We start from the raw sequence: 23,068 nt of genomic DNA, 5'->3' as shown, positions 1-23,068 counted from the left end.
TTTATATCATATCAGAGTGACATTCGACTGTCAACTCTTTTTTAAAAAAGTTTTTTTCGATTTCGTTTAAGAAATCTTTCAGCAACTCATTTATCATATCGCATCATTTGTTATTTGTCAAGAACTTTTTTGAAGTTTTTCTTGATAAGATCAAGCTTCATGAGCAGTTCTTTTTAAACGACTTAGTTATCTTATCATGTGATACCTCACACGTCAACAACTTTTTTAACAATTATTCAACAAAATTACGATTGCTCTGTTGAACAAATAATAATATACCAACTTAAAATTCTAAAGTCAACAAGAAAAAAGCTGTTTTGACAACATTTATAGCAAGATCGATTATTCTTTAATTCTGTTTTAAATTCATTCGTTTTTTACACTATTTTCACTCAATTATATGTTATATCTGAATAAATTGTTCAGTTTTTTCTATTATGTTTGATTTACAGTGATTTCTTCTAAATTTTTTGTTAACAAAGTGTTGCTTTTATCTATTTCTGTTTTTTTTTGCTAGAATAATGGTAAACATACTTAATTCTGGAGGATTCACTATATGAAAATTTTAATTGCAGATGACGACAAAGAAATTGTAGAGTTATTGAGTATCTATGTACACAATGAAGGATACGAAGCGGTAAAAGCTTACGACGGAAAAGAAGCACTATCAAAAATCAGAACCATTCCAGATATTGAACTACTTATTTTAGATATCATGATGCCTGAAATGGACGGAATGCAAGTTGTGAAAGAATTACGAAAAGAGTCTCAAATTCCAATTATCATGTTAACAGCAAAAACAACTGATATGGATAAAATCAAAGGATTAGTTGCTGGTGCAGATGATTACGTAACTAAACCATTTAATCCATTGGAAGTTATGGCACGTGTAAAATCTTTACTACGTCGTACAAAAATGCAAATAACTGCTGAACAGCCGGATGTACTAGAAGTAAACTCGTTGATAATCAATAAAGACTCTCATGAGGTAAAAACAATTGACGGGAAAGAAATCCAATTAACTGCTTTAGAATTTGGAATTTTATATCTTTTAGCAAGTCATCCAAATCGCGTTTTTAGTGCAGATGAAATTTTTGAACGTGTTTGGAAACAAGAAAGTATTGTCTCAGCAAAAACAGTTATGGTACATGTGAGCCATTTACGAGATAAAATTGAAGAAGCTACAGGTGGAGAAAAAGTCATTCAAACTGTTTGGGGGGTTGGATATAAAATTGACGCAAGATAACAGCGTAGGAAAAGAAAAACGCCGACGTATCATTTTAACCTCCAAAGAAATCAGTGAACTTTTAGCGGAAGGAATCATCACAGTTATTCTTTTACTTCTATTAAATGTTGCTATTTTAGTAGTAATTAGTTCTGTCATTAACAGCTCCCCTTCCCTCACAAATGCAATTTGGGACTCCAAAAATATTTTTGCCCAACGACTTGGATCTGACCTTTTTTGGAATGGTAGGAACTTCATTATTCCGCTTTTCTTACTATTAGATGTAGCAGTTTTATATTGGCGCTTGATTCGTCGCTATCGGCAAATGCAGTTACGTCATATTATTAGTGAGCTACATTTCATTGCTAATGGTAACTATGATCACCGAATCCCTTTTGAACTCAGTGGGGATCTTAGTAGAGTTGTTACTAGTATCAATGGATTAGTAGATAGTACTGTTGCCGCTATTGAAGATGAACGAAAAATTGAAAAATCAAAGGATGAACTAATTACAAATGTGAGCCATGATATTCGTACACCCTTAACATCCATTATTGGTTATTTAGGTTTGATTGAAGACGGACAATATCATTCTCAAGAAGATCTTTTGAAGTACACACATACTGCTTATGTAAAGGCGAAACAAATGAAGTCTTTAGTTGAAGATCTTTTTGAATACACAAAAGTACGACAGCCTGCTGTACCTGTTAACTTTTCAGCATTTGATCTAATTCAATTAATCGAACAGCTTGCTGCTGACTTTGAGTTGGAAGCTGCAAAAAAAAATATTCAAATACTTGTTCAATCTAAAGAGTCTTCTTTGATTATGGATGGAGACACAGAAAAATTGGTTCGCGTTTTTAATAATTTAATTACAAATGCTTTGAAGTACGGTAAAGGAGCTACAAAGATTATTATTGAAGTCGAGCGCGTCGGAACAGAAGTTGTAGCTGTCGTTAAAAATAATGGGGCAATGATTCCAAAACAATCGCTTGATAATTTGTTTGACCGTTTTTATCGAGTGGAAGAATCTCGATCACAAGCAACTGGTGGAACAGGACTTGGGCTAGCAATCGCTCAAAGTATTGTTGCATTACATGGCGGTTACATTTATGCAAAATCAGATCAAAGCTGGACTTCATTTATTATGCACCTGCCTTTGAAAAAAAATAGTAAACTTCCTCAAGACAAAAAATAACCAGTTGACGAATATCTTATTTTTCGATATTCTTAAATCAATTAGTGAATACTAAACACTGAACCCAGTACACTTTATTTTTTTTACAGAGAGCTGATGGTCGCTGCAAATCAGTAAAAAATAATTTGGAAGTTCCAGTTCTATAATGTGTGCTTTTTGAAATAAAAAAAGCCGGTTAGCAGCCGTTATCTGTAAACAAGAGCAGCCATTGATGCTGAACTCGGGTGGTACCGCGAATACAAGACTATTTCGTCCCAAGATTTTTTGGGAACGAATAGTCTTTTTTTATTTATAAAGGAGGAATTAAGAATGTTAGATGTGAAAATGATGCGTCAGAACTTTGACTCAGTCCAAGAAAAATTAATGACACGTGGCGTAAAAAAAGAAACTTTGGCTGAATTTATGGAATTAGATGAAAGTCGTCGTAATTTGCTTGTAAAAAGTGAGGAATTAAAAAAATACCGAAATGATGTTTCTGCAGAAATTGCACAACTAAAACGTAATAAAGAAGATGCTTCTGTAAAAATTTCAGAAATGAAAGAAGTTGGAGGCAACATCAAAGCCTTAGATACAGAAATTGCTGATGTTGATGAAAAACTTACTCAAATTGCTACTACCTTACCAAATTTACCTAATGAATCAGTTCCAATTGGAAAAGATGAAGAGAATAATGTAGAAGTTCGTCGTTGGAGCAATCCACGAAACTTTTCTTTTGACCCTAAACCACACTGGGAAATTGCAGAAAATCTTGATATTTTAGATTTTGAACGTGGCGCGAAAGTTTCAGGAAGTCGTTTTGTTTATTACAAAGGGTTAGGTGCGCGTCTAGAACGTGCTGTGTATAATTTTATGCTAGATCAACATATTTATGAGCACGGCTATACTGAAATGATTACTCCTTACATTGTTAACAGTCGTTCAATGTTTGGGACAGGTCAATTCCCAAAATTTAAAGAAGATGTGTTCCAATTGGAAAATACTGATTTAACATTGATTCCTACTGCAGAGGTTCCTTTAACTAACTATTACAATGATGAAATTTTAAATGGAAAAGATTTGCCAATTCGTTTTACCGCTCTTAGCCCTGCTTTTCGTTCAGAAGCTGGCAGTGCTGGTAGAGATACTCGTGGTTTGATTCGCTTGCACCAATTTAACAAAGTTGAAATGGTTAAGTTTTCTGATGCTGAACATTCTTATGAAGAACTGGAAAAAATGACTAATGATGCTGAAGATATTTTACAAAAATTAAACTTACCTTATCGTGTCGTTGCTTTATCAACAGGGGACATGGGCTTCTCTGCTGCTAAAACTTATGATTTAGAAGTTTGGATTCCTGCGCAAGATACTTTCCGTGAAATTAGTTCATGTTCAAATTGTGAAGATTTCCAAGCACGACGAGCAATGATTCGCTACCGCGATGAAGATGGAAAAATTCATTATGCACATACATTGAATGGTTCTGGTTTAGCTGTTGGCCGCACAGTTGCAGCAATCTTAGAAAACTACCAAAATGAAGATGGCTCAGTAACTATTCCTGAAGTTTTAGTGCCATATATGGGAAATTTAAGAGTAATCAAATAAACTTACTTTCTAAAACAAAAACCTTCCACCAAAATCGTAATTGATTTTGGTGGAAGGTTTTTTGTTTTTTATGATTCAACTGAATAGTTTGGTGCTTCTTTAGTAATTTGAACATCATGTGGATGTGATTCCTTTAGTCCACTACCACTCATTTGGATGAATTGTGCATCATCTCTTAATTGTTGTAAGTTTGTAGCACCAACATAGCCCATTCCAGACTTTAATCCACCAATCATTTGGAAGATGATATCTGCTACGCTTCCTTTATAAGCTACACGGCCTTCAATACCTTCAGGAACCAATTTATTTGCTTCATTAATGCTACCTTGGAAATAGCGATCTTTTGATCCTTTTTCCATTGCACCTAATGAGCCCATTCCACGATATGTTTTGAAACGACGGCCTTGGAAAATTTCAAATTCACCTGGTGACTCATCTGTTCCGGCTAGCATACTACCTAACATAACCGCATGTCCTCCAGCAGCTAAAGCTTTAACAATATCACCTGAATATTTAATCCCACCATCGGCAATAATTGTTTTACCATATTGACGTGCAACGGAAGCTGCATCATAAATGGCTGTTAATTGAGGAACACCAACCCCTGCAACAACACGAGTTGTACAAATCGAACCAGGTCCAATCCCAACTTTAACAACATCAACACCAACATCATAAAGTGCTTTGGTTGCTTCAGCAGTTGCAACATTTCCAGCAATCAACGTTGCTTCTGGGAAAGTTTCACGAATTTCTTTAATCTTACGAATCACACCTGCACTGTGTCCATGAGCTGTATCAATGATGATTGCATCTACACCAGCAGCTAATAAAGCATCCGCGCGCTCAAAAGTATCACTTGTTACACCTACGGCAGCGGCAACTAGTAAACGACCATGTTCATCTTTCGCAGCATTAGGAAATTCGATCACTTTTTCAATATCTTTAATGGTAATCAAACCACTTAAGCGACCAGCTTCATCAACGATTGGTAATTTCTCAATCTTGTGTTTTTGTAAAATTTTCTCTGCATCTTTTAGAGAAGTTCCTTCTGGGGCAACAACTAAGTTATCCTTTGTCATCACATCGTCAATCGGAATATGATAATTTGTTACGAAACGCATATCACGGTTAGTGATGATCCCTACTAATTTTCTATTTTCTAAAGTTTCAACAATTGGAACACCACTAATGCGATATTTACTCATTAGTTCTTCGGCATCAGCAACTAGATGTTGTGGTGTTAAAAAGAATGGGTCAATGATAACGCCACTTTCTGAACGTTTCACTTTGCGAACTTCTTCCGCTTGTTGGTCAATTGTCATATTTTTATGAATAACACCTAGACCGCCTTGACGAGCCATCGCAATTGCCATTTTACTATCAGTTACCGTATCCATGCTTGCGCTCATAATTGGAATATTTAACTTAATATTTTTTGCTAGTTGTATGCTCATATCCACTTCGTTTGGTAACACGTGACTTTCTGCTGGTATCAATAAGACATCATCAAAAGTAAATCCTTTTTTCGTGAACTTTGTTTCCCAGTTGGACATTGTTAGTACCACTCCTCTAATTTAGTTTATCTATTAAAATAAGCGATTTTAACCTTTAAGTCAATAACCAAGCAGAAACTGCTGCTTTATTTCTCATAAAACAACGATTTTATTTCGATTATTCTCATTGTTACGAAAGAAAACAAAAAAACAACGTACAAAATTATTCGTACGTTGTTCGTTCATTTATCTTCTTGGAACAGATAAGCTGCCTACAATTTCATATTTTTTCTTTAAATAGTAACGTAGTGCTAATGCTGCGGCACCAATAACAATTACTATAATTGGATTCAATACAGGATTAAGCACGGGTGGAAGTAAAGTTGTCGCTGAAAATGCGATTACCCACACAAGTGTTGAGCCACCTAAAATCAATAAAGTTTTTAACATTCCTGGTTTCTTACTTCTATCTGCACCTGGATATTCATACTGATAAATATATTTATACATCATATAAAATACCCATCCACCAATTGCTGATCCAAATACAAGCGTCGAAATTCCATAAGCTGGAGCTGTTTCACGTGAAAAGAAACCAGTAATTGCAATCATAATGCTCAATAGGCCTAGTAACAACAATGTATTATCTAGCCACATCAAAACTGGTGTAGAAGATTTCTTTGGCGCTGCTGGCTTACTAATAATTGCTTCTGTTCGTTCAGAAACTGTTCCAAAAAGTTGGCGTGCAGTTTTACCGCCCTTTTGTTCTTTCACCAAGACTGGTAACATATCATGAAGCGCATTAACTTTTTCTGCCTCAGATAAGTTTGCCGCCTCTAAAGATTTTTTCAAATCAAAAATATACTGTTGGTTTCGTTTCGTTAATTGTGTTTCTAAATTATTATTTTCTTTCACCATTTCACGTAATTGCTCTGGTTCCATGATCTAGTAGTCCTCCTTAGCCGTTAGTTTGCTTAACGGTTGTCACAAAAAATATTTTAACATATTTTTAGCAAACTATGATAGCCCTTTTATACATTAAAACGGAACAACATAACATCTCCATCTTGTACAATGTACTCTTTACCTTCTAAGCGAACACGACCAGCTTCTTTAGCTGCGTGCATATTTCCATATTTATTCAAATCATCGAATGAAACTGTTTCCGCACGAATAAAACCACGCTCGAAGTCCGTATGGATAATTCCAGCTGCTTGTGGTGCTTTGATACCCTTTCTGAAAGTCCAAGCACGCACTTCTTGCTCTCCTGCTGTGAAATAAGTTGCTAGTCCAAGCAATCCGTAAGCTGCACGAATCAATTGATCTAAACCAGATTCTTCAATCCCTAAGGCTTCTAAGAATTCTGCTTTGTCTTCTTCATCTAGTTCGGCAATCTCTTCTTCTGCTCGAGCACAAACTACGATAACTTCAGCATTTTCTTCAGCTGCAAAATTACGGACTTCTTGAACATAATGATTTGATTCTGCATCCGCAACGTCATCTTCTGATACGTTCGCAACGTATAAAATAGGTTTAGTTGTTAGTAAAAACAGACTTTTAACAATTTTTTGTTCTTCTTCAGTGAATTCGATTGAACGAGCAGAACGACCTTCTTCTAAAACTGGTTTGATTTTATCCAATACAGCTAGCTCTGCTACAGCTTCTTTGTCTTTTGTTTTTGCTACTTTAGCCACACGTGTATAACGTTTAGTAATCGATTCTAAATCAGCTAAAACCAATTCTAAGTTGATTGTATCAATGTCCCCTAAAGGATCCACTCGACCTTCAACGTGGGTGATATTGTCATCATCAAAACATCGAACAACATGACAAATCGCATCTACTTGGCGAATGTGGCTTAAAAATTTATTTCCTAATCCCTCACCTTTACTTGCACCTTTAACGATACCTGCAATATCGGTAAATTCAAATGTCGTTGGTACGGTTTTTTTCGGTTGTACAAGCTCTGTTAAACGTTGTAAACGCCAGTCTGGTACTTCAACCATTCCAATATTTGGATCAATTGTTGCAAAAGGATAGTTCGCTGCTTCTGCTCCAGCTTTGGTAATTGCGTTAAATAAAGTTGATTTTCCTACGTTGGGTAACCCAACGATTCCAGCAGTCAATGCCATAAATTAATTCACTCTTTCTTTGCCTTTTTTTCAAGTATTTTTTTTAATTTTTTTTCAAAATCGCGACGTGTCATCATCACGATATGGCCACAGTTTACGCACTTGATTTTGATATCTGCTCCCATACGAATGATTTCCCAACGATTTGTTTGACAAGCATGAGGTTTTTTCATTTCAACAATATCGCCTAAATCATACATAAAATAGCCTCCTGTTTCTATTCTTCATCAAATTGAATGTTAAGTATATCAAGAATTCTTGTTAAATCTTTTTGTGAAAGATATTCGATTTCAATTTTCCCTTTACCATCTTTTTCTTGAATTGCAACACTCGTACCAAATTTATCCATCAAGCGATCTTCACTTTCTCGAATATAATAAGGTTTTTCTTTTGCCAAACGTGGAATTTTTTTCTTTTCTTTTCCATCATTTTGATTCAATTCAGATACTGTTTGTTCCAATTGACGAACAGTTAAGTTCTCTGATACTACACGATTGGCTAATTTCAAAATAAGATCTTTATTTTTCAGACCTAATAATGTTCTAGCTTGACCCATTGACAAACGATGATCTTGGACCATTTCCTTTACCAAATCTGGTAAAGATAACAATCGTAAGTAGTTGGCAATGTAGGGACGACTTTTACCCAAACGGTTAGCGACTTCTGCTTGTGTCAAATTCAAATTCTTCATCAGCATTTCGTAAGCTTCCGCTTCTTCTAATGGATTTAAATCTTCTCGTTGCAAGTTTTCTAAAACAGCAACTTGCATCATAGCTTCTTCATTGAATTCTCGTACAATTGCTGGAATTGTTTCTTTTTCAGCTAATTTTGAAGCGCGAAAACGTCGCTCACCAGCGATAATCTCATACCCTTTTACCGCAGACCTTCTCACAATGATTGGTTGAAACACACCAGATTGTTCAATTGAATTAGCTAGTTCCTGTAAAGATACTTCTTCAAACGTTTTTCGTGGTTGATAAGGATTCGGACGTAGCTCATTCAAAGGTAATTGAATAACTGCTTCGTCTTTTACATCAACACTCTCTAAATTTTCTAAATCTTGAAATAGTGCGTTGATTCCTCGACCTAAGCCTTTATTTTTCTTCACGATCAACCACTTCCTTTGCCAATGCTTGATAAACCTCTGCTCCTCTAGAACGTGGATCGTAGTCAATAATTGGTAGGCCATGACTTGGAGCTTCTGATAAACGAATATTTCTTGGAATAATCGTCTCATATACTTTTTCTCGGAAATACTTACGGACTTCTTCCACAACTTCTGTTCCAAGATTTGTTCTTGCATCATACATCGTTAATAAAACACCAGCAATTTCTAAATCAGGATTGAAATGTTTTTGTACTAAACGAACGGTATTAAGTAGTTGGCTCAGTCCTTCTAAAGCATAATACTCACACTGAACAGGTATTAAAATTGCATCACTGGCAGTAAAAGAATTGATTGTTAAATGACCTAAAGAAGGTGGACAATCAATCAAAATATAGTCATATTGATCTTTCACTTCTGCTAAAGAGCCCTTTAATCGAGACTCTCTAGCCATCATAGAAGTTAATTCAATTTCTGCTCCAGCTAATTGAAGAGTAGCAGGCACGATATTTAAATTTTCATGTTCTGTTACAATTGTCGCTTCTTCAATTGGCAATTCGTTCACCAATACATCGTAAATATCTTGCTTCACATCCGGTTTTCGGACACCCACACCACTGGTAGCATTTCCTTGCGCGTCCATATCAACTAAGAGTACTTTTTTTCCTAGGCTAGCAAGACAAGCACCTAGATTAACTGTAGTTGTCGTTTTACCAACTCCACCTTTTTGGTTTGCAACAGATATAATTTGTGCCATCTCTTCTCCTCCTACTTAATGGGTTGCTTATTAGGCAATCCAGGTTTTCTTGGATATTTTTTGGGTGTGATTTTTTTCTTTTCTATAGTAAGAATATGACGTTGATCCGAAATTTTTGGTAAATCAACTGCTGTCTCTTTGATAAATTTACCGCCCAAGAGAGCAATTGCATGTTTTGCTTCAGTCAATTCTTCTTCACTTTTAGCAGCCTTTAATGCATAAAAATGTCCACCTAACTTCACTAGTGGCATACATAATTCTGCCAGTACATTTAATCTAGCGACAGCTCTTGCAGTAACTAAATCAAAAGATTCACGAAATTCCATGTTTTGCCCAAACGTTTCTGCACGATCATGGTATAAAGAAGCACGGATGCCTAATAAGTTCGTTAATTCTGTTAAAAAAGTGATTCGTTTATTTAATGAATCAACAATGGTGATTTGTAACTCTGGGAAAACAATTTTTAATGGAATACTTGGAAAGCCTGCGCCTGATCCAACATCACACAAAGAAAGTTTCTCGGTGAAATCAACTTCAAAAGCCAGTGTCAGTGAATCATAAAAATGTTTCAAATACACTTCATTTTCATCTGTAATAGCTGTTAAATTCATTTTTTCATTCCACTCAACCAGTGTTTTAAAATACGTAGCAAACTGCTCCATCTGATGATCCGATAAATGAATTTGTTTTTCTGCTAATGCTTGGCGAAATTCTTCTGGTGTCATAATTAGTCCTTTCATTGTGAAACAGAAATTGTTTCACAGAATCTTCTCCTACTTTAACGCAATTTACTTTTTCTTGCAATGCTTCCTTGTACAATCTTAAAAAAAATCGCACTAAAAAATAAATAGAAGAGAACTTGAGCAAGTATAGAAATTATTACCGCTCAAGTTCTCTTTTATTTTAAAAATTTATTGGGCAGATACGCTCACTTTTGCAATCTTCCCTTGTTCGATGTAGACCATCAAGATACTTAAATCTGCAGGATTTACACCACTGATTCGGCTTGCTTGAGCAATCGTTTCTGGTTGAATTTTTTGCAACTTTTGTTTTGCTTCTGTGGCTAAGCCATTGATTGCTGCATAGTCAATATTTTCTGGAATTTTTTTAGCTTCCATACGTTTTAGTTTTTCAACTTTTTCCATTGCTTTTTTGATGTAACCTTCATATTTGATTTGTATCTCAACTTGTTCAATTTCTTTATGTGTCAATGTATCGTTTTCTGGAATAAACTTTAACAAATCTGCGTAAGAAATCTCTGGTCGCTTCAAGAAATCACTTGCTAGAACACCATCTTTTAATGGTGCTGCTTCAATGCTACTTAAGAAGGCTTGGACTTCCTCAGTAGGCTTGATTCGAATGTTCATCAAACGTTTGATTTCTTGTTCAACCGCTGCTTTCTTTAATAGGTAAGACTCATATTGTTCTTCTTTTACTAATCCAATTTGATGGCCCATCTCAGTCAAACGTAAATCTGCGTTGTCATGTCGTAAAATCAAACGATATTCTGCACGAGAAGTAAGTAAACGATAAGGTTCATTTGTTCCTTTTGTCACCAAATCATCAATCATTACACCAATATACCCATCACTACGCTTGATTACGAGTGGCTCTTTTTCTTGAACTTTTAATGATGCATTGATTCCAGCAATCAATCCTTGTCCTGCTGCTTCTTCATATCCACTTGTTCCGTTTGTTTGACCAGCTGTATACAAGTTCTCAATTACTTTTGTTTCAAGTGTTGGACGTAATTGGTGTGGTTCAATGACGTCATACTCAATGGCATATCCCGTACGCATCATTTCAACTTTTTCCAAACCAGCAATTGAATGCAATACATCTACTTGAACATCTTCTGGTAAAGAGGTTGACAACCCTTGGACATATACTTCTTCTGTATTTAATCCTTCGGGTTCTAAAAACAATTGATGACGTGGTTTATCAGCAAAACGTACAATTTTGTCTTCAATTGATGGACAATAACGTGCGCCCACACCTTCGACGATTCCAGTAAACATCGGAGCACGATGTAAATTGTCACGGATAATTTGATGAGTTGACTCACCAGTATAAGTTAACCAGCAAGGTTCTTGATCAATTTTATACGCACTGTCGGGTGTGCTAAAACTAAAATGATTAGGCTTTTCGTCTCCAGGTTGTTCTTCTGTGACTGAATAATCAATTGTACTTGATTTTACACGCGGTGGTGTTCCTGTTTTAAATCGTTCAATCTTAAATCCTAATTCTTTTAGGTTATTGGCTAAGCCTACTGATGGCTGTGAATTATTTGGTCCTGATGAATACTTTAATTCACCAATAATGATTTCACCACGAAGAGCTGTCCCGGCTGTGATAACGACAGCTTGTGCGCTATATCGTGCGCCTGTCGAGGTAACGACACCTCGACAGACACCTTCCTCCACGATTATTTCTTCAACAATTCCTTGGCGTAGTGTCAAATTAGGTTCTTTTTCAATTGTATGTTTCATTTCTGATGCATAGGCGTGCTTATCTGCTTGTGCACGTAATGCACGAACTGCTGGTCCTTTTCCGGTGTTCAACATTCTCATTTGAATGTACGTTTTATCAATATTTTTTCCCATTTCCCCGCCTAGAGCATCAATCTCACGAACAACTACTCCTTTAGCTGGTCCGCCAACTGATGGATTACAAGGCATAAATGCAACCATATCCAAATTAATTGTTAATAACAATGTTTTCGATCCTAGTCTAGCTGAGGCTAATGCTGCTTCAGATCCAGCATGGCCCGCTCCGACAACGATAACATCATATGACTCTGCTTGATATTGATTCAAAAGATGTTCCTCCTCTATTTTCCTAAACAAAATTGACTAAATAACTGTGTTATCAATTCATCTTGAACACTATCTCCAACAACTTCTCCAAGATAGTCCCAACAACGGGTCATGTCAATTTGAACCAAATCAACAGGCATCCCCGCTTCTATCCCTGTAACCACTTCGTCTAATGAAATAGCTGCTTTTTCTAATAATGCGATATGTCGTGTATTAGAAACATAAGTGGCATCTTTCTCACCTGTTTTTCCACCGAAAAACAGTTCAGTAATAGCAAGCTCTAATTGATCCAAACCATCATTTTTTGTGACTGAAACTGGAAAAATAGGCTCATTATCAATAAACGTTGCTAAATTATCTAGTTCAATTTTTGCAGGTAAATCAGTTTTATTTAAAAGAATAATTCTCTTTAAGCCATTTGTTGCTTCCAATAATTGTTCATCTTCTGATGTTAAAGCTTCACTTTGATTTAAAACTAATAAGATCAAATCAGATTCAGACAAAGCTTTTCTACTTCGCTCCACACCGATTCGCTCTACAACGTCCTCTGTTTCGCGAATTCCAGCTGTATCAATCAACTTCAAAGGTACACCACGAACATTGACATATTCTTCAATCACATCACGTGTCGTTCCGGCAATGTCAGTTACAATTGCTTTTTCTTCTCGTAATAAATGATTTAGCAAACTTGATTTTCCTACGTTAGGACGTCCAATAATCGCAGTGCTTAACCCTTCTCGTAAAACTTTCCCTTGTTTTGAAGTTGCTAAGAGCTCTTCAATTTTTTGATGAACCATTCTTGCTTTTTCAAGTAATAATTTAGTTGTCATTTCTTCAACGTCGTCATATTCTGGATAATCAATATTGACTTCAACTTGTGCTAATGTTTCTAAAATTTCTTGGCGCAATGCGCGAATTAATGAGGAAAGGTTTCCATCTAGTTGATTAATTGCTAGATCCATTGCTTTATCTGTTTTTGCACGAATTAAATCCATGACAGCTTCTGCTTGTGACAAGTCCACACGACCATTTAAAAATGCACGCTTTGTAAACTCCCCTGGCTCTGCTAATCGTGCACCTTCTCTAAGTAAAAGCTGAAGCACTTGATTGACAACAACAATCCCACCATGACAATTAATTTCTACCACATCTTCACGAGTAAAAGTTTTTGGTGCTAACATTACTGAGACCATTACTTCATCCACTAAATGATTATCTCTTGGATCAGCTATATGGCCATAATGAATCGTGTGGCTAGGTACATCGAGCAAGTTTTTTGCTCCACTACGATAAACTTTGTTGGCAATTTGAACTGCATGATCACCACTTAGACGTACAATACTAATTGCACCTTCACCTGGGGGCGTCGAGATTGCTGCGATTGTGTCAAACTCCAGAGTAATTTCAGCCATTTTTTCACTTCTCCTTTAATTTTACGCACAAAAAAAGCGCCCACTCCACCCTTTACATAAAAAGGTGAACTTAGCACTTTGACTGCTTGTTCTTGATTAAATTCTTGTCATAGACTACCACATTTCTAAAAATGAATCAAGTTCTTTTGATTGACTAGTCTCTAACCTGATCTTTAAATAAAAAAAGCACAAAGCAAATGCTTTGTACTTCTTTCTATCAAAGTTAGACTACTACGATCGTATACTTCGATAAGAATGATTTCTAGTAAAATATACTTGGTTTAAAAAATTTTGTCAATCTGATTTTGTTTCTTCACACCAATTAGCCATAAAAATATGTTTTAGTATACTTTTTTTATTATCTTCTACTCTATATAGAATAGAAAACAAAAAAGGGAATGTCATAAGCTAACTGACTTCTGACATTCCCTTTTTATTGTTTATTTCATTTAATAGAATTTTTTTGCTGACTCAACAACTAAATATCGATAAGGCTCTTCACCTTCAGAGTGTGTTTTTACTCCATCATTTTTACTTAGCGCTGCATGGATCTGTTTTCGTTCAAAAGCCGGCATTGGTTCTAAAAATACTGGCTGACCTGTACGAATGACCTTGTCAGCTGTTCGCTCAGCTAAACGCTGAATAATTTCTTGGCGTTTTTCGCGATAGTTTCCTACATTCACAACAATTGATAGTTTGTTTGTAGCTACCCGATGGATAAACACTTGTGCTAAATACTGTAAAGCATTCAATGTCTTTCCATGTTTACCAATTAAAATTCCTTGCTTTTGTGTTTCTAAGTGAAAAACAATTAAGTTCGCTTCCCTCTCCATTTTTACTAGCGCGGGCGCATCCAAATGTTTAGAAATTTCAGTAAGATAAAGTGCCAATTCCGTTAAAGCTGCTTCATCATCCAAGTCACTTAATTCTTGTTCTACTGAATTTTCTTCGGACTCTGCTTCAAATTCATCAATCACTGTAATTTCTACAGGAGCTTCCTCTAGGACGTCTTCTACTGTTTCTTCCACTACTTCTGAAATAGTTTCACTAACAGATGGCTCAATAGAAACTTGAGCAGCTTTACGACCCATTCCAAGGAACCCTTTTTTTCCTTCGTCAAGTATCTCAATTTCAACTTGATCTTTAGTCAAACCTAATTGATTCAAACCATTGTGAATGGCTTCATCTACTGTTGCAGCTTTATAAATCGGCATTAGCATTACCTCCCTTATTTTTTGCGTTTTTTCTTAGGATTTGTAGCTTTTTTCAATGCTTTTTCCTTTTCACGAATCTTCATTGCTACTTCTTCGCGTTCTTTACGAATCTTAAACGGATTGTTAATCAACAATGTCTGAACAACTTGAAAAGCATTTGAAACTACCCAATATAATGAAAGACCACTTGCCAAGTTAACACCCATAACTAAAATCATCACTGGCATAGCAAAACTCATAATTTTCGTTGTTGGGTTCGACTCAATTTGACTCATACTAGATAGGTAAGTACTTGCAAAAGTAAAAATTGCAGCTAAAATCGGCAAAATAAATGTTGGATCTGCTTCACCTAAATTAAGCCAAAGGAAATGTCCCTGTTTTAGTTCTGGTACACGAGAAATTGATTGCCATAATGCCATCAAAATTGGCATCTGTACCAGTAGAGGAAGACATCCAGCGTATGGATTTACACCATTTTCAGCATAAAGTCGTTGTTGTTCTTCTCTTAACTTGCTTTGAGTTTCAGGATCTTTAGAAGAATATTTCTGTTGTAGCTCTTTTAATTTGGGTTGAACTTCTTGTGTTTTGCGCATACTTTTTGTTTGAAAATGCATTAGTGGTAATAAAATTACCCGAATCACTAATGTAAATAGGATAATTCCGATTCCAGCATTCCCAAATGATAAGCCTTTAATCGCTTGAGCAAAATTATAAACAATGTAGCGATCCCAAATTCCTGTACTTTGTGCACTCACTTCTCCAGTTCCACAACCAGACAAGATGACAACTAAACTAATTATGCCAGCCATCAAAAGTAAACGTTTGTATTTCTTCACGTACTCGTTACCTCTCTATCGATTATTTTTGCAAGCTTTAAGACATGGACTAAATTTGAGCGAATCTCATCGTAAGTTAGTCCTTTAACACTTGGTCTTGCAATTACAATAAAGTCTAATTCTGGATCGATTTCATCTTTAAAAGAATAAATCGCTGCACGAATTTTTCTTTTTACATCATTGCGGGAAACTGCATTTCCAACTTTTTTACCTACTGAAAGCCCAACTCTAAAATGAGGTTGGTCTTTTTTATCTAATCGGTAAACAACAAACTTACGGTTAGCAAAGGAAGCCCCTGTTTTAAAGACGGCTTGAAACTCTCGTTCTTTTTTTACTCGATACGCTTTTTTCATTAGTTTTCTTTCCTTTTCTATCTCTCACTTACGTGAACCATCATACCATATTTACTGTTATCAGTTCATCATTTCCCTAAAAAAGGGCATAAAAAAAACCACTGAAACCCCAGTGGCCTAAGCTGAAAGAACTTTTCTTCCTTTACGACGACGGCTTGCTAAAACACGACGTCCATTTTTAGTACTCATACGTTTACGGAATCCGTGAACTTTTTGACGTTTACGTTTATTTGGTTGGTATGTTCTTTTCATGTATTCCACCTCCAAAATTTCTTATCTAATTATAAACACAGACATACTTTGATAGTATACCGACTAGAATGCTGTTTTGTCAATATAAAATAATAGTAACTCACTTAAAACTTATCCACAACATTCTTTTTTGCTGTGTGATTTTTTTGTGGAAAAAGTTATCAACAACAATTATCCACAATCTTTTTAGCATGCTTTTTACACAGAATAAACACATGTAAAAAAAGAAATCCACAAGGTTTCATTTTTCTGTGAATTGTTTCATGTATCATCTGTATATACTTACTTTTTTATCCACACATACTTGTTGAAAACTTTTTTATCTTGTCACTTATCCACCTGTTAATTACTCCTGTGGATAAACTTTTTCCTCTCTTGTGATTTTTTCTTTTTTTCTTGCGTGAATTTTGTGGATAATATAAATAAATTTATTTTTTTCTTTTCTTTCTGTGGAAAACTATCTAAAAAAATGCTAAATTAGTACTAGTTATTCACTTTTTAATGAAGGAGGAAGCCTTATGGTATCCCTCGATGCTTTATGGAACGAATTAAAAACTACTTATCAAAGAGATTTATCTCCAGCGAGTTACAATACTTGGATTGAAACTGCAACACCTCGCTCACTAGACAATCATCAATTTGTCTTAGAGGTTCCAAGTAAGATTCACAAAGAATATTGGGAGAAAAATCTAGCTACAAAAATTGTTGAAGTCGGCTATATGCTGACCGAAGATGAAATTATTCCACGTTTTGTCACTGGGGATGAGATTGAACAAGAAGAAATTATTATTGAAAAAAACGAGAAGCCAGCTGTAGTTGCCCCGATTAAAAAAGCCATGTTAAATCCTAAATACACTTTTGATACATTTGTTATAGGGAAAGGAAACCAAATGGCGCATGCTGCAGCATTAGTTGTAGCAGAAGATCCTGGATCTATTTATAATCCACTCTTCTTTTATGGTGGTGTTGGTTTGGGTAAAACTCATTTGATGCATGCAATTGGTCATCAAATGTTGTTAAGCCAACCAAATGCAAAAGTAAAATATGTAAGCAGCGAAACTTTCGCAAATGATTTTATCAATTCAATCCAAAATAAAACTGCTGAAGAATTTCGCCAAGAATATCGAAATGTTGATTTACTATTAGTAGATGACATTCAATTTTTTGCAGAAAAAGAAGCTACGCAAGAAGAATTTTTCCATACATTTAATGCACTTTACAATGAAGGCAAACAAATCGTATTAACAAGTGATCGTTTGCCCAATGAAATTCCAAAACTACAAGAACGCCTAGTTTCACGCTTTGCTTGGGGACTTTCTGTCGATATCACGCCTCCAGATCTGGAAACTAGAACAGCAATTTTACGGAAAAAAGCTGCTGCCGAGCAATTAGAGATTCCAGATGATACCTTAAGTTATATTGCAGGCCAAATCGACTCGAACATTCGCGAACTTGAAGGAGCTTTGGTTCGAGTTCAAGCTTTTGCTGCAATCAATAGCTCAGATATTTCGACTAGCTTGGCCGCTGATGCTTTAAAGACATTAAAATCTGGGAAAGGTCATTCTCAATTGACTATTTTACAAATCCAAGAAGAAGTTGCTAAGTATTACCATGTTCAGCTGAAAGATTTAAAAGGGAAGAAACGTGTCAAGTCTATTGTTGTTCCACGTCAAATTGCGATGTATCTTGCACGCGAACTCACAGACAGCTCATTACCAAAAATTGGTGCTGAATTTGGCGGAAAAGATCATACAACTGTCATCCATGCACATGAAAAAATCCAACATTTGATGGATTCAAGCATGAGCATGCAAAATGAAGTTTCAGAAATCAAAAATTTCTTACTTAATTAGCTTAATTAGTTTGTGGATAAAAGCAAGAGTTTGTCTTTTTTTATCCACAGTTTGTCCACAACCTTTTTTTCTACGGACAATTATGGTTTTAATAGTTTTCCACAAAATTAACATGCCCTATTACTTTTATTATTTTAATTAACTAATAATAAATTAACTAATCAAAAGGAGATTCATCATGAAAGTTACTTTAAATCGAGCTAGCTTTATGCAAGAACTACAAACTGTTCAAAGAGCTATCTCAAGTAAAACGACTATCCCAATTTTAACTGGGGTCAAAATCACATTAACTGACGAAGGCTTAACTTTAACGGGGAGCAACGCAGATATCTCAATCGAAACACTTTTATCTGTTGAAAACGAAAAAGCTCAAATGCAAATTGAATCTACAGGTTCAATTGTGTTACAAGCGCGCTTTTTCAGTGAAATTATTCGTCGTTTACCTGAAGAAAACTTTACTTTGGAAGTTTTAGAAAATAAACAGGTAGCAATTACTTCTGGTAAAGCTAACTTTACTGTCAATGGATTAGATGCAGATAATTACCCACATTTACCAGTTGTTGAAAGTCATAATCAAATGAAATTACCGGTACATGTATTAAATAAATTGATCAATGAAACAGTTTTTGCTGTTTCTCAACATGAAAGTCGCCCAATTTTAACTGGGGTGCATTTAATTTTATCGGATGAATCTTTATTAGCTGTTGCTACAGATTCACATCGTTTAAGTCAACGAGTTATACCAGTAGAACAAACAGCGGATCATTTTGATATTGTTATCCCTGGTAAAAGCCTGACTGAACTTTCTCGCTCGTTGACAAACGAAGAAGAGATTGTTGAAATTAGTATCATGGAAAACCAAGTACTCTTTAAGACAGAAACAATGTTCTTCTATTCTCGTTTACTAGAAGGAAATTATCCTGATACAAATCGTTTAATCCCATCAAGCTTTAACACAGAAGTCGAATTTTCAGTACCCAGCTTATTAGCTGCGATTGAGCGTGCTTCATTGTTGTCTCATGAAGGCCGTAATAACATTGTTCGTCTATCGATTAATTCAGATTCAGTTGTGTTATATGGAAACTCACCTGAAATTGGTAAAGTAGAAGAAAGCCTAACTTATACGACTAGTAGTGGAGATCCATTAGAAATTTCATTTAATCCAGACTACATGAAAGCTGCTTTACGTGCATTTGGTGATATGAGTATCAAAATTAAATTTATTTCAGCTATTCGTCCGTTCACACTAGAACCAGCTGAAGAAGGTGTTCAATTTATTCAATTAATTACGCCAGTTCGAACAAATTAATCTTTTTTTCATTCTTTTGAAAAATACTTTGAAAAGAAATCAAAAAAATAAATTTTTAAACAGAAGGCCCTAAAATCAATTTTAAGGCTTTCTGTTTCTTTTTATTCAAAAGACCTTTTTACAATTAAATCTTCTTATATTTGAAAATATGTAGGAAAATTTGTTTTATTCCTCAAAAAAAGGTATAATAATGCTATGTTTAATAATGAAAATGAGGGATGGATATTGAAACAACAAGTCATTTTAGAAACAGAATTTATGACGTTGGGCCAAATGTTGAAAGAAACTACTGTTATTGGTAGTGGTGGCCAAGCAAAGTGGTATTTAGCTGAAAATACTGTTTTAGTTGACGGTGAACCAGAAAACCGTCGTGGAAGAAAACTTTATCCCGGGATGATGATCGAAGTTCCAGATGTAGGAACTTTTTTTATGGTAAAAAAAGGAAAAGTGAACAATGAGGCTGAATAAGCTCCACCTTAAAAATTATAGAAACTATGATGAATTGACCATGGATTTCTCCAAGAATTTGATTATTTTTTTGGGAGAGAATGCTCAGGGAAAGACGAATCTGTTAGAAAGCATTTATGTACTTGCTATGACACGAAGTCATCGTACAACCAGTGAGCAGGAACTAATTGGTTGGGAACAAGAACAAGCACTTGTTCAGGGAGAAATTAGTAAGGGTTCTTCTAAGCTCCCTTTAGAGATTTTACTATCTAAAAAAGGGCGTAAAACCAAGATCAATCATATTGAACAAAAAAAACTAAGTAGTTATGTTGGGCAGCTAAATGTCATTTTATTTGCACCAGAAGATTTATCATTGGTGAAAGGCAGCCCTCAAATACGACGAAAATTTTTAGATATGGAATTAGGCCAAATCAATCCTATTTATCTATACAATTTGGTTCAATATCAGTCAATTTTGAAACAAAGAAATCAATATTTAAAGCAATTGAGCGAAAAAAAACAATCAGATTTGCTTTATCTAGATATTTTATCGGAACAATTGGCAGACTTTGGAAGTAAAGTGTTAAAAGCTAGAAGCCAATTTATTAAAAGGCTAGAATTTTGGGCCAATTCACTACATCAACAAATCACGCATCAAAAAGAACAGCTAAGAATTGAATATGTGACCACGCTTAATTCTTTAGAGAATCAAACACAAGAACAAATTCAAAAACAATTTTTAGAAGAATTAGTGCAAAATCAAAAAAAGGATCTATTTCGAGGTATGACAACTGTAGGACCCCATCGAGATGACCTTCATTTTTTTATCAATGAAAAAAACGTTCAAGTTTATGGTTCACAAGGGCAGCAGAGAACTACTGCTTTAAGTGTAAAATTGGCAGAAATCGATTTGATTAAAGAAGAAACAGGTGAGTATCCAATTTTGTTATTGGATGATGTGATGAGTGAATTAGATGATAACCGCCAATTACATTTGTTAGAGACTATTGAAGGAAAAGTTCAAACCTTTTTAACAACGACGACACTTGACCATGTAAAAAATAAAATGACCGTTGAGCCAGAAATATTCTATGTTCAACAGGGAAAAATAAAAGGAGACGAAACTGAATGACAGAAGAAAAAAGTTTAGTGGATCGCGCTAAAGAATATGATGCCAGTCAGATTCAAGTATTAGAAGGACTGGAAGCCGTTCGTAAACGTCCAGGAATGTACATTGGGACAACGAGCTCAGAAGGATTACACCACTTAGTATGGGAAATCGTTGATAATTCAATTGATGAAGTATTAGCTGGTTTTGCTACTTCTATTCATGTAATTATTGAAAAGGACAACAGTATAACAGTCGTTGATGATGGTCGAGGTATACCTGTTGATATTCAAGCTAAAACAGGTCGTCCTGCTGTTGAGACAGTTTTTACTATCTTGCATGCCGGAGGTAAATTTGGCGGTGGCGGATACAAGGTGTCTGGTGGTCTTCATGGTGTAGGGTCTTCTGTTGTTAATGCATTGTCTACGTCATTAGATGTGAGAGTTTACAAAGACGGAAATGTTTATTATCAAGAATATCGTCGAGGTGCAGTTGTCGATGATTTGAAGATTATTGACACAACTGATCGTCATGGAACAACTGTTCATTTTATTCCTGATCCAGAAATATTCACTGAAACAACCGTTTTTGATTTCAATAAATTAGCAACACGTATTAGAGAATTAGCTTTCTTAAATCGAGGCATGCACATTTCAATTGAAGACAAGCGTGAAGAAGAACCGGTTATTAAAGAATATCATTATGATGGTGGTATCAAGAGTTACGTTGAATTTTTAAATAACAGTAAAAATGTCTTGTTCCCAGAACCAGTTTATTTGGAAGGTGAGCAGCAAGATATTACAGTCGAAGTATCAATGCAGTATACAGATGGTTATCATTCAAATATTATGAGTTTTGCCAATAATATTCATACATATGAAGGTGGAACACATGAATCTGGATTTAAAACGGCACTGACACGCGTTGTTAATGACTATGCAAGAAAGCAAAAATTAATGAAAGAAAATGATGACAACTTAACTGGGGAAGATGTTCGCGAAGGTTTAACAGCTGTTATTTCAATTAAACATCCAGATCCACAGTTTGAAGGTCAAACGAAAACAAAATTAGGAAATTCAGAAGTTCGTACTGTAACAGACCGCTTGTTTAGTGAACATTTCATGAAATTTTTACTTGAAAATCCAAGTGTTGGACGACAAATTGTTGATAAGGGATTACTTGCATCTAAGGCACGCTTAGCAGCTAAACGTGCACGTGAAGTTACTCGACGCAAAGGCGCACTAGAAATTAGTAATTTACCAGGAAAATTAGCTGACTGTTCAAGTAATGATCCTGAAAAATGTGAATTATTCATCGTCGAAGGAGACTCTGCGGGAGGATCAGCAAAACAAGGACGTGATCGTCAGTTCCAAGCAATTTTGCCAATTCGTGGGAAAATTTTAAACGTCGAAAAAGCAAGTATGGATAAAATTTTAGCCAATGAGGAAATTCGCTCATTGTTTACAGCAATGGGTACAGGATTTGGAGCAGATTTTGATGTATCAAAGGCACGTTATCACAAATTAGTCATCATGACCGATGCCGATGTCGATGGTGCTCATATCAGAACATTGCTATTAACACTGTTTTATCGTTACATGCGTCCAATCGTGGAGGCTGGCTATGTTTATATTGCGCAACCACCTTTATACGGGGTAAAACAAGGAAAGAAAATCACTTATGTTCAGCCTGGAAAAAATGCAGAAGAGGACTTGAAAAATGTTATTGCGACCTTACCTGCATCACCTAAACCAAATGTTCAGCGTTATAAAGGTCTAGGGGAAATGGATGACCATCAACTATGGGAAACAACCATGGATCCTGCTAATCGAATGATGGCTCGTGTAACTGTAGATGATGCAATTGCTGCAGATCAAATTTTTGAAATGCTGATGGGAGATCGCGTAGAACCTCGGCGTGCGTTCATTGAAGAGAATGCACACTACGTTAAAAACTTAGATATTTAATCATGAAGGA

Annotated in this window: 21 protein-coding genes and 1 other annotated feature; of the genes, 8 read left to right on the top strand and 13 right to left on the bottom strand. The window is 35.4% G+C overall.

Features of this window, described 5'->3' with window-relative positions; translation table 11 throughout:
* Nucleotides 1-556: 556 nt before the first annotated feature.
* The 3 genes from croR to serS all read left to right on the top strand — a co-directional run bounded on the left by croR (nt 557) and on the right by serS (nt 4,004).
* Nucleotides 557-1,246, top strand: coding sequence for a response regulator transcription factor CroR (gene croR / locus JZO71_RS08025; protein WP_067483692.1), 690 nt, complete (start codon nt 557-559; stop codon nt 1,244-1,246).
* On the top strand, nt 1,233-2,423 hold the full coding sequence (locus JZO71_RS08020) for a sensor histidine kinase (protein ID WP_206898977.1): 1,191 nt from the start codon (nt 1,233-1,235) through the stop codon (nt 2,421-2,423). The genes croR and JZO71_RS08020 overlap by 14 nt, the downstream gene beginning before the upstream one ends.
* Nucleotides 2,424-2,474: 51 nt before the next feature.
* Nucleotides 2,475-2,683, top strand: a binding site (T-box leader).
* A 49-nt stretch (nt 2,684-2,732) separates the two neighbouring features.
* Entirely contained in the window at nt 2,733-4,004 is a 1,272-nt protein-coding gene (gene serS / locus JZO71_RS08015; protein WP_206898976.1) for a serine--tRNA ligase, read from the top strand.
* 68 nt (nt 4,005-4,072) lie between these two features.
* On the opposite strand, the gene guaB is transcribed toward serS, so the two are convergent.
* From guaB to rpmH, 13 genes are all read right to left on the bottom strand, one after another.
* Nucleotides 4,073-5,557 carry an IMP dehydrogenase gene (gene guaB / locus JZO71_RS08010; protein ID WP_206898975.1) on the bottom strand — a complete coding sequence of 495 codons (1,485 nt, stop codon included), beginning with the start codon at nt 5,555-5,557 and terminating at the stop codon, nt 4,073-4,075.
* 186 nt (nt 5,558-5,743) lie between these two features.
* Entirely contained in the window at nt 5,744-6,439 is a 696-nt protein-coding gene (locus JZO71_RS08005; protein ID WP_206898974.1) for a DUF1129 domain-containing protein, read from the bottom strand.
* A gap of 89 nt (nt 6,440-6,528) precedes the next feature.
* On the bottom strand, nt 6,529-7,629 hold the full coding sequence (gene ychF / locus JZO71_RS08000) for a redox-regulated ATPase YchF (RefSeq protein ID WP_067483682.1): 1,101 nt from the start codon (nt 7,627-7,629) through the stop codon (nt 6,529-6,531).
* 8 nt (nt 7,630-7,637) lie between these two features.
* Nucleotides 7,638-7,829 carry a DUF951 domain-containing protein gene (locus tag JZO71_RS07995; RefSeq protein ID WP_067483680.1) on the bottom strand — a complete coding sequence of 64 codons (192 nt, stop codon included), beginning with the start codon at nt 7,827-7,829 and terminating at the stop codon, nt 7,638-7,640.
* 17 nt (nt 7,830-7,846) lie between these two features.
* On the bottom strand, nt 7,847-8,737 hold the full coding sequence (locus JZO71_RS07990; RefSeq protein WP_206898973.1) for a ParB/RepB/Spo0J family partition protein: 891 nt from the start codon (nt 8,735-8,737) through the stop codon (nt 7,847-7,849).
* Complete coding sequence (locus JZO71_RS07985; protein WP_206898972.1) at nt 8,724-9,491, bottom strand: ParA family protein; 768 nt, start codon at nt 9,489-9,491, stop codon at nt 8,724-8,726. The genes JZO71_RS07990 and JZO71_RS07985 overlap by 14 nt, the downstream gene beginning before the upstream one ends.
* An 11-nt stretch (nt 9,492-9,502) precedes the next feature.
* Nucleotides 9,503-10,216: a 16S rRNA (guanine(527)-N(7))-methyltransferase RsmG gene (gene rsmG / locus JZO71_RS07980; protein WP_206898971.1), complete on the bottom strand. Its 714-nt coding sequence runs from the start codon at nt 10,214-10,216 to the stop codon at nt 9,503-9,505.
* A 186-nt stretch (nt 10,217-10,402) separates the two neighbouring features.
* Nucleotides 10,403-12,307 (bottom strand): tRNA uridine-5-carboxymethylaminomethyl(34) synthesis enzyme MnmG, encoded by a 1,905-nt coding sequence (mnmG, locus tag JZO71_RS07975; RefSeq protein ID WP_206898970.1) that lies wholly within the window; start codon nt 12,305-12,307, stop codon nt 10,403-10,405.
* 14 nt (nt 12,308-12,321) lie between these two features.
* Complete coding sequence (mnmE, locus tag JZO71_RS07970) at nt 12,322-13,719, bottom strand: tRNA uridine-5-carboxymethylaminomethyl(34) synthesis GTPase MnmE (protein WP_206898969.1); 1,398 nt, start codon at nt 13,717-13,719, stop codon at nt 12,322-12,324.
* A gap of 449 nt (nt 13,720-14,168) precedes the next feature.
* Entirely contained in the window at nt 14,169-14,933 is a 765-nt protein-coding gene (gene jag / locus JZO71_RS07965) for an RNA-binding cell elongation regulator Jag/EloR (RefSeq protein ID WP_206898968.1), read from the bottom strand.
* Between the two features lie 14 nt (nt 14,934-14,947).
* Complete coding sequence (locus JZO71_RS07960) at nt 14,948-15,769, bottom strand: membrane protein insertase YidC (protein ID WP_206898967.1); 822 nt, start codon at nt 15,767-15,769, stop codon at nt 14,948-14,950.
* Entirely contained in the window at nt 15,766-16,122 is a 357-nt protein-coding gene (rnpA, locus tag JZO71_RS07955) for a ribonuclease P protein component (protein WP_067483666.1), read from the bottom strand. Before rnpA ends, JZO71_RS07960 begins: the two co-directional genes overlap by 4 nt.
* Before the next feature lie 117 nt (nt 16,123-16,239).
* A complete protein-coding gene (gene rpmH / locus JZO71_RS07950; protein WP_002293121.1) occupies nt 16,240-16,374 on the bottom strand; it encodes a 50S ribosomal protein L34 in 135 nt (44 codons plus the stop codon).
* A gap of 518 nt (nt 16,375-16,892) precedes the next feature.
* Here rpmH and dnaA point away from each other — a divergent pair.
* The 5 genes from dnaA (at nt 16,893) to gyrB (ending at nt 23,058) form a co-directional block, all read left to right on the top strand.
* The gene (dnaA, locus tag JZO71_RS07945; RefSeq protein ID WP_206898966.1) at nt 16,893-18,227 is read left to right on the top strand and encodes a chromosomal replication initiator protein DnaA; all 1,335 of its coding nucleotides are present in this window, start codon (nt 16,893-16,895) and stop codon (nt 18,225-18,227) included.
* 178 nt (nt 18,228-18,405) lie between these two features.
* Nucleotides 18,406-19,536 carry a DNA polymerase III subunit beta gene (gene dnaN / locus JZO71_RS07940; RefSeq protein WP_206898965.1) on the top strand — a complete coding sequence of 377 codons (1,131 nt, stop codon included), beginning with the start codon at nt 18,406-18,408 and terminating at the stop codon, nt 19,534-19,536.
* Between the two features lie 225 nt (nt 19,537-19,761).
* Nucleotides 19,762-20,004 carry a S4 domain-containing protein YaaA gene (yaaA, locus tag JZO71_RS07935; RefSeq protein ID WP_067483660.1) on the top strand — a complete coding sequence of 81 codons (243 nt, stop codon included), beginning with the start codon at nt 19,762-19,764 and terminating at the stop codon, nt 20,002-20,004.
* Complete coding sequence (gene recF, locus JZO71_RS07930) at nt 19,991-21,115, top strand: DNA replication/repair protein RecF (RefSeq protein ID WP_206898964.1); 1,125 nt, start codon at nt 19,991-19,993, stop codon at nt 21,113-21,115. Before yaaA ends, recF begins: the two co-directional genes overlap by 14 nt.
* A complete protein-coding gene (gene gyrB, locus JZO71_RS07925) occupies nt 21,112-23,058 on the top strand; it encodes a DNA topoisomerase (ATP-hydrolyzing) subunit B (protein ID WP_206898963.1) in 1,947 nt (648 codons plus the stop codon). Before recF ends, gyrB begins: the two co-directional genes overlap by 4 nt.
* The last annotated feature ends 10 nt before the right edge of the window (nt 23,059-23,068 follow it).

This window comes from Candidatus Enterococcus courvalinii (assembly GCF_017315945.1).
Classification (GTDB): Bacteria; Bacillota; Bacilli; order Lactobacillales; family Enterococcaceae; genus Enterococcus_B; species Enterococcus_B courvalinii.
Note: the sequence above shows the minus strand (reverse complement) of the source record. Positions and strands in the feature narration are given on the sequence as shown.

What these genes read in the sequence shown, in the direction of transcription:
- JZO71_RS07995 (WP_067483680.1), bottom strand. Translation starts at nt 7,829, where the DNA reads ATGTATGATTTAGGCGATATTGTTGAAATGAAAAAACCTCATGCTTGT.
- gyrB (WP_206898963.1), top strand. Translation starts at nt 21,112, where the DNA reads ATGACAGAAGAAAAAAGTTTAGTGGATCGCGCTAAAGAATATGATGCC.
- JZO71_RS07985 (WP_206898972.1), bottom strand. Translation starts at nt 9,491, where the DNA reads ATGGCACAAATTATATCTGTTGCAAACCAAAAAGGTGGAGTTGGTAAA.
- dnaN (WP_206898965.1), top strand. Translation starts at nt 18,406, where the DNA reads ATGAAAGTTACTTTAAATCGAGCTAGCTTTATGCAAGAACTACAAACT.
- croR (WP_067483692.1), top strand. Translation starts at nt 557, where the DNA reads ATGAAAATTTTAATTGCAGATGACGACAAAGAAATTGTAGAGTTATTG.
- JZO71_RS08005 (WP_206898974.1), bottom strand. Translation starts at nt 6,439, where the DNA reads ATGGAACCAGAGCAATTACGTGAAATGGTGAAAGAAAATAATAATTTA.
- rpmH (WP_002293121.1), bottom strand. Translation starts at nt 16,374, where the DNA reads ATGAAAAGAACATACCAACCAAATAAACGTAAACGTCAAAAAGTTCAC.
- jag (WP_206898968.1), bottom strand. Translation starts at nt 14,933, where the DNA reads ATGCCGATTTATAAAGCTGCAACAGTAGATGAAGCCATTCACAATGGT.
- rsmG (WP_206898971.1), bottom strand. Translation starts at nt 10,216, where the DNA reads ATGACACCAGAAGAATTTCGCCAAGCATTAGCAGAAAAACAAATTCAT.
- recF (WP_206898964.1), top strand. Translation starts at nt 19,991, where the DNA reads ATGAGGCTGAATAAGCTCCACCTTAAAAATTATAGAAACTATGATGAA.
- ychF (WP_067483682.1), bottom strand. Translation starts at nt 7,629, where the DNA reads ATGGCATTGACTGCTGGAATCGTTGGGTTACCCAACGTAGGAAAATCA.
- serS (WP_206898976.1), top strand. Translation starts at nt 2,733, where the DNA reads ATGTTAGATGTGAAAATGATGCGTCAGAACTTTGACTCAGTCCAAGAA.
- guaB (WP_206898975.1), bottom strand. Translation starts at nt 5,557, where the DNA reads ATGTCCAACTGGGAAACAAAGTTCACGAAAAAAGGATTTACTTTTGAT.
- mnmE (WP_206898969.1), bottom strand. Translation starts at nt 13,719, where the DNA reads ATGGCTGAAATTACTCTGGAGTTTGACACAATCGCAGCAATCTCGACG.
- rnpA (WP_067483666.1), bottom strand. Translation starts at nt 16,122, where the DNA reads ATGAAAAAAGCGTATCGAGTAAAAAAAGAACGAGAGTTTCAAGCCGTC.
- dnaA (WP_206898966.1), top strand. Translation starts at nt 16,893, where the DNA reads ATGGTATCCCTCGATGCTTTATGGAACGAATTAAAAACTACTTATCAA.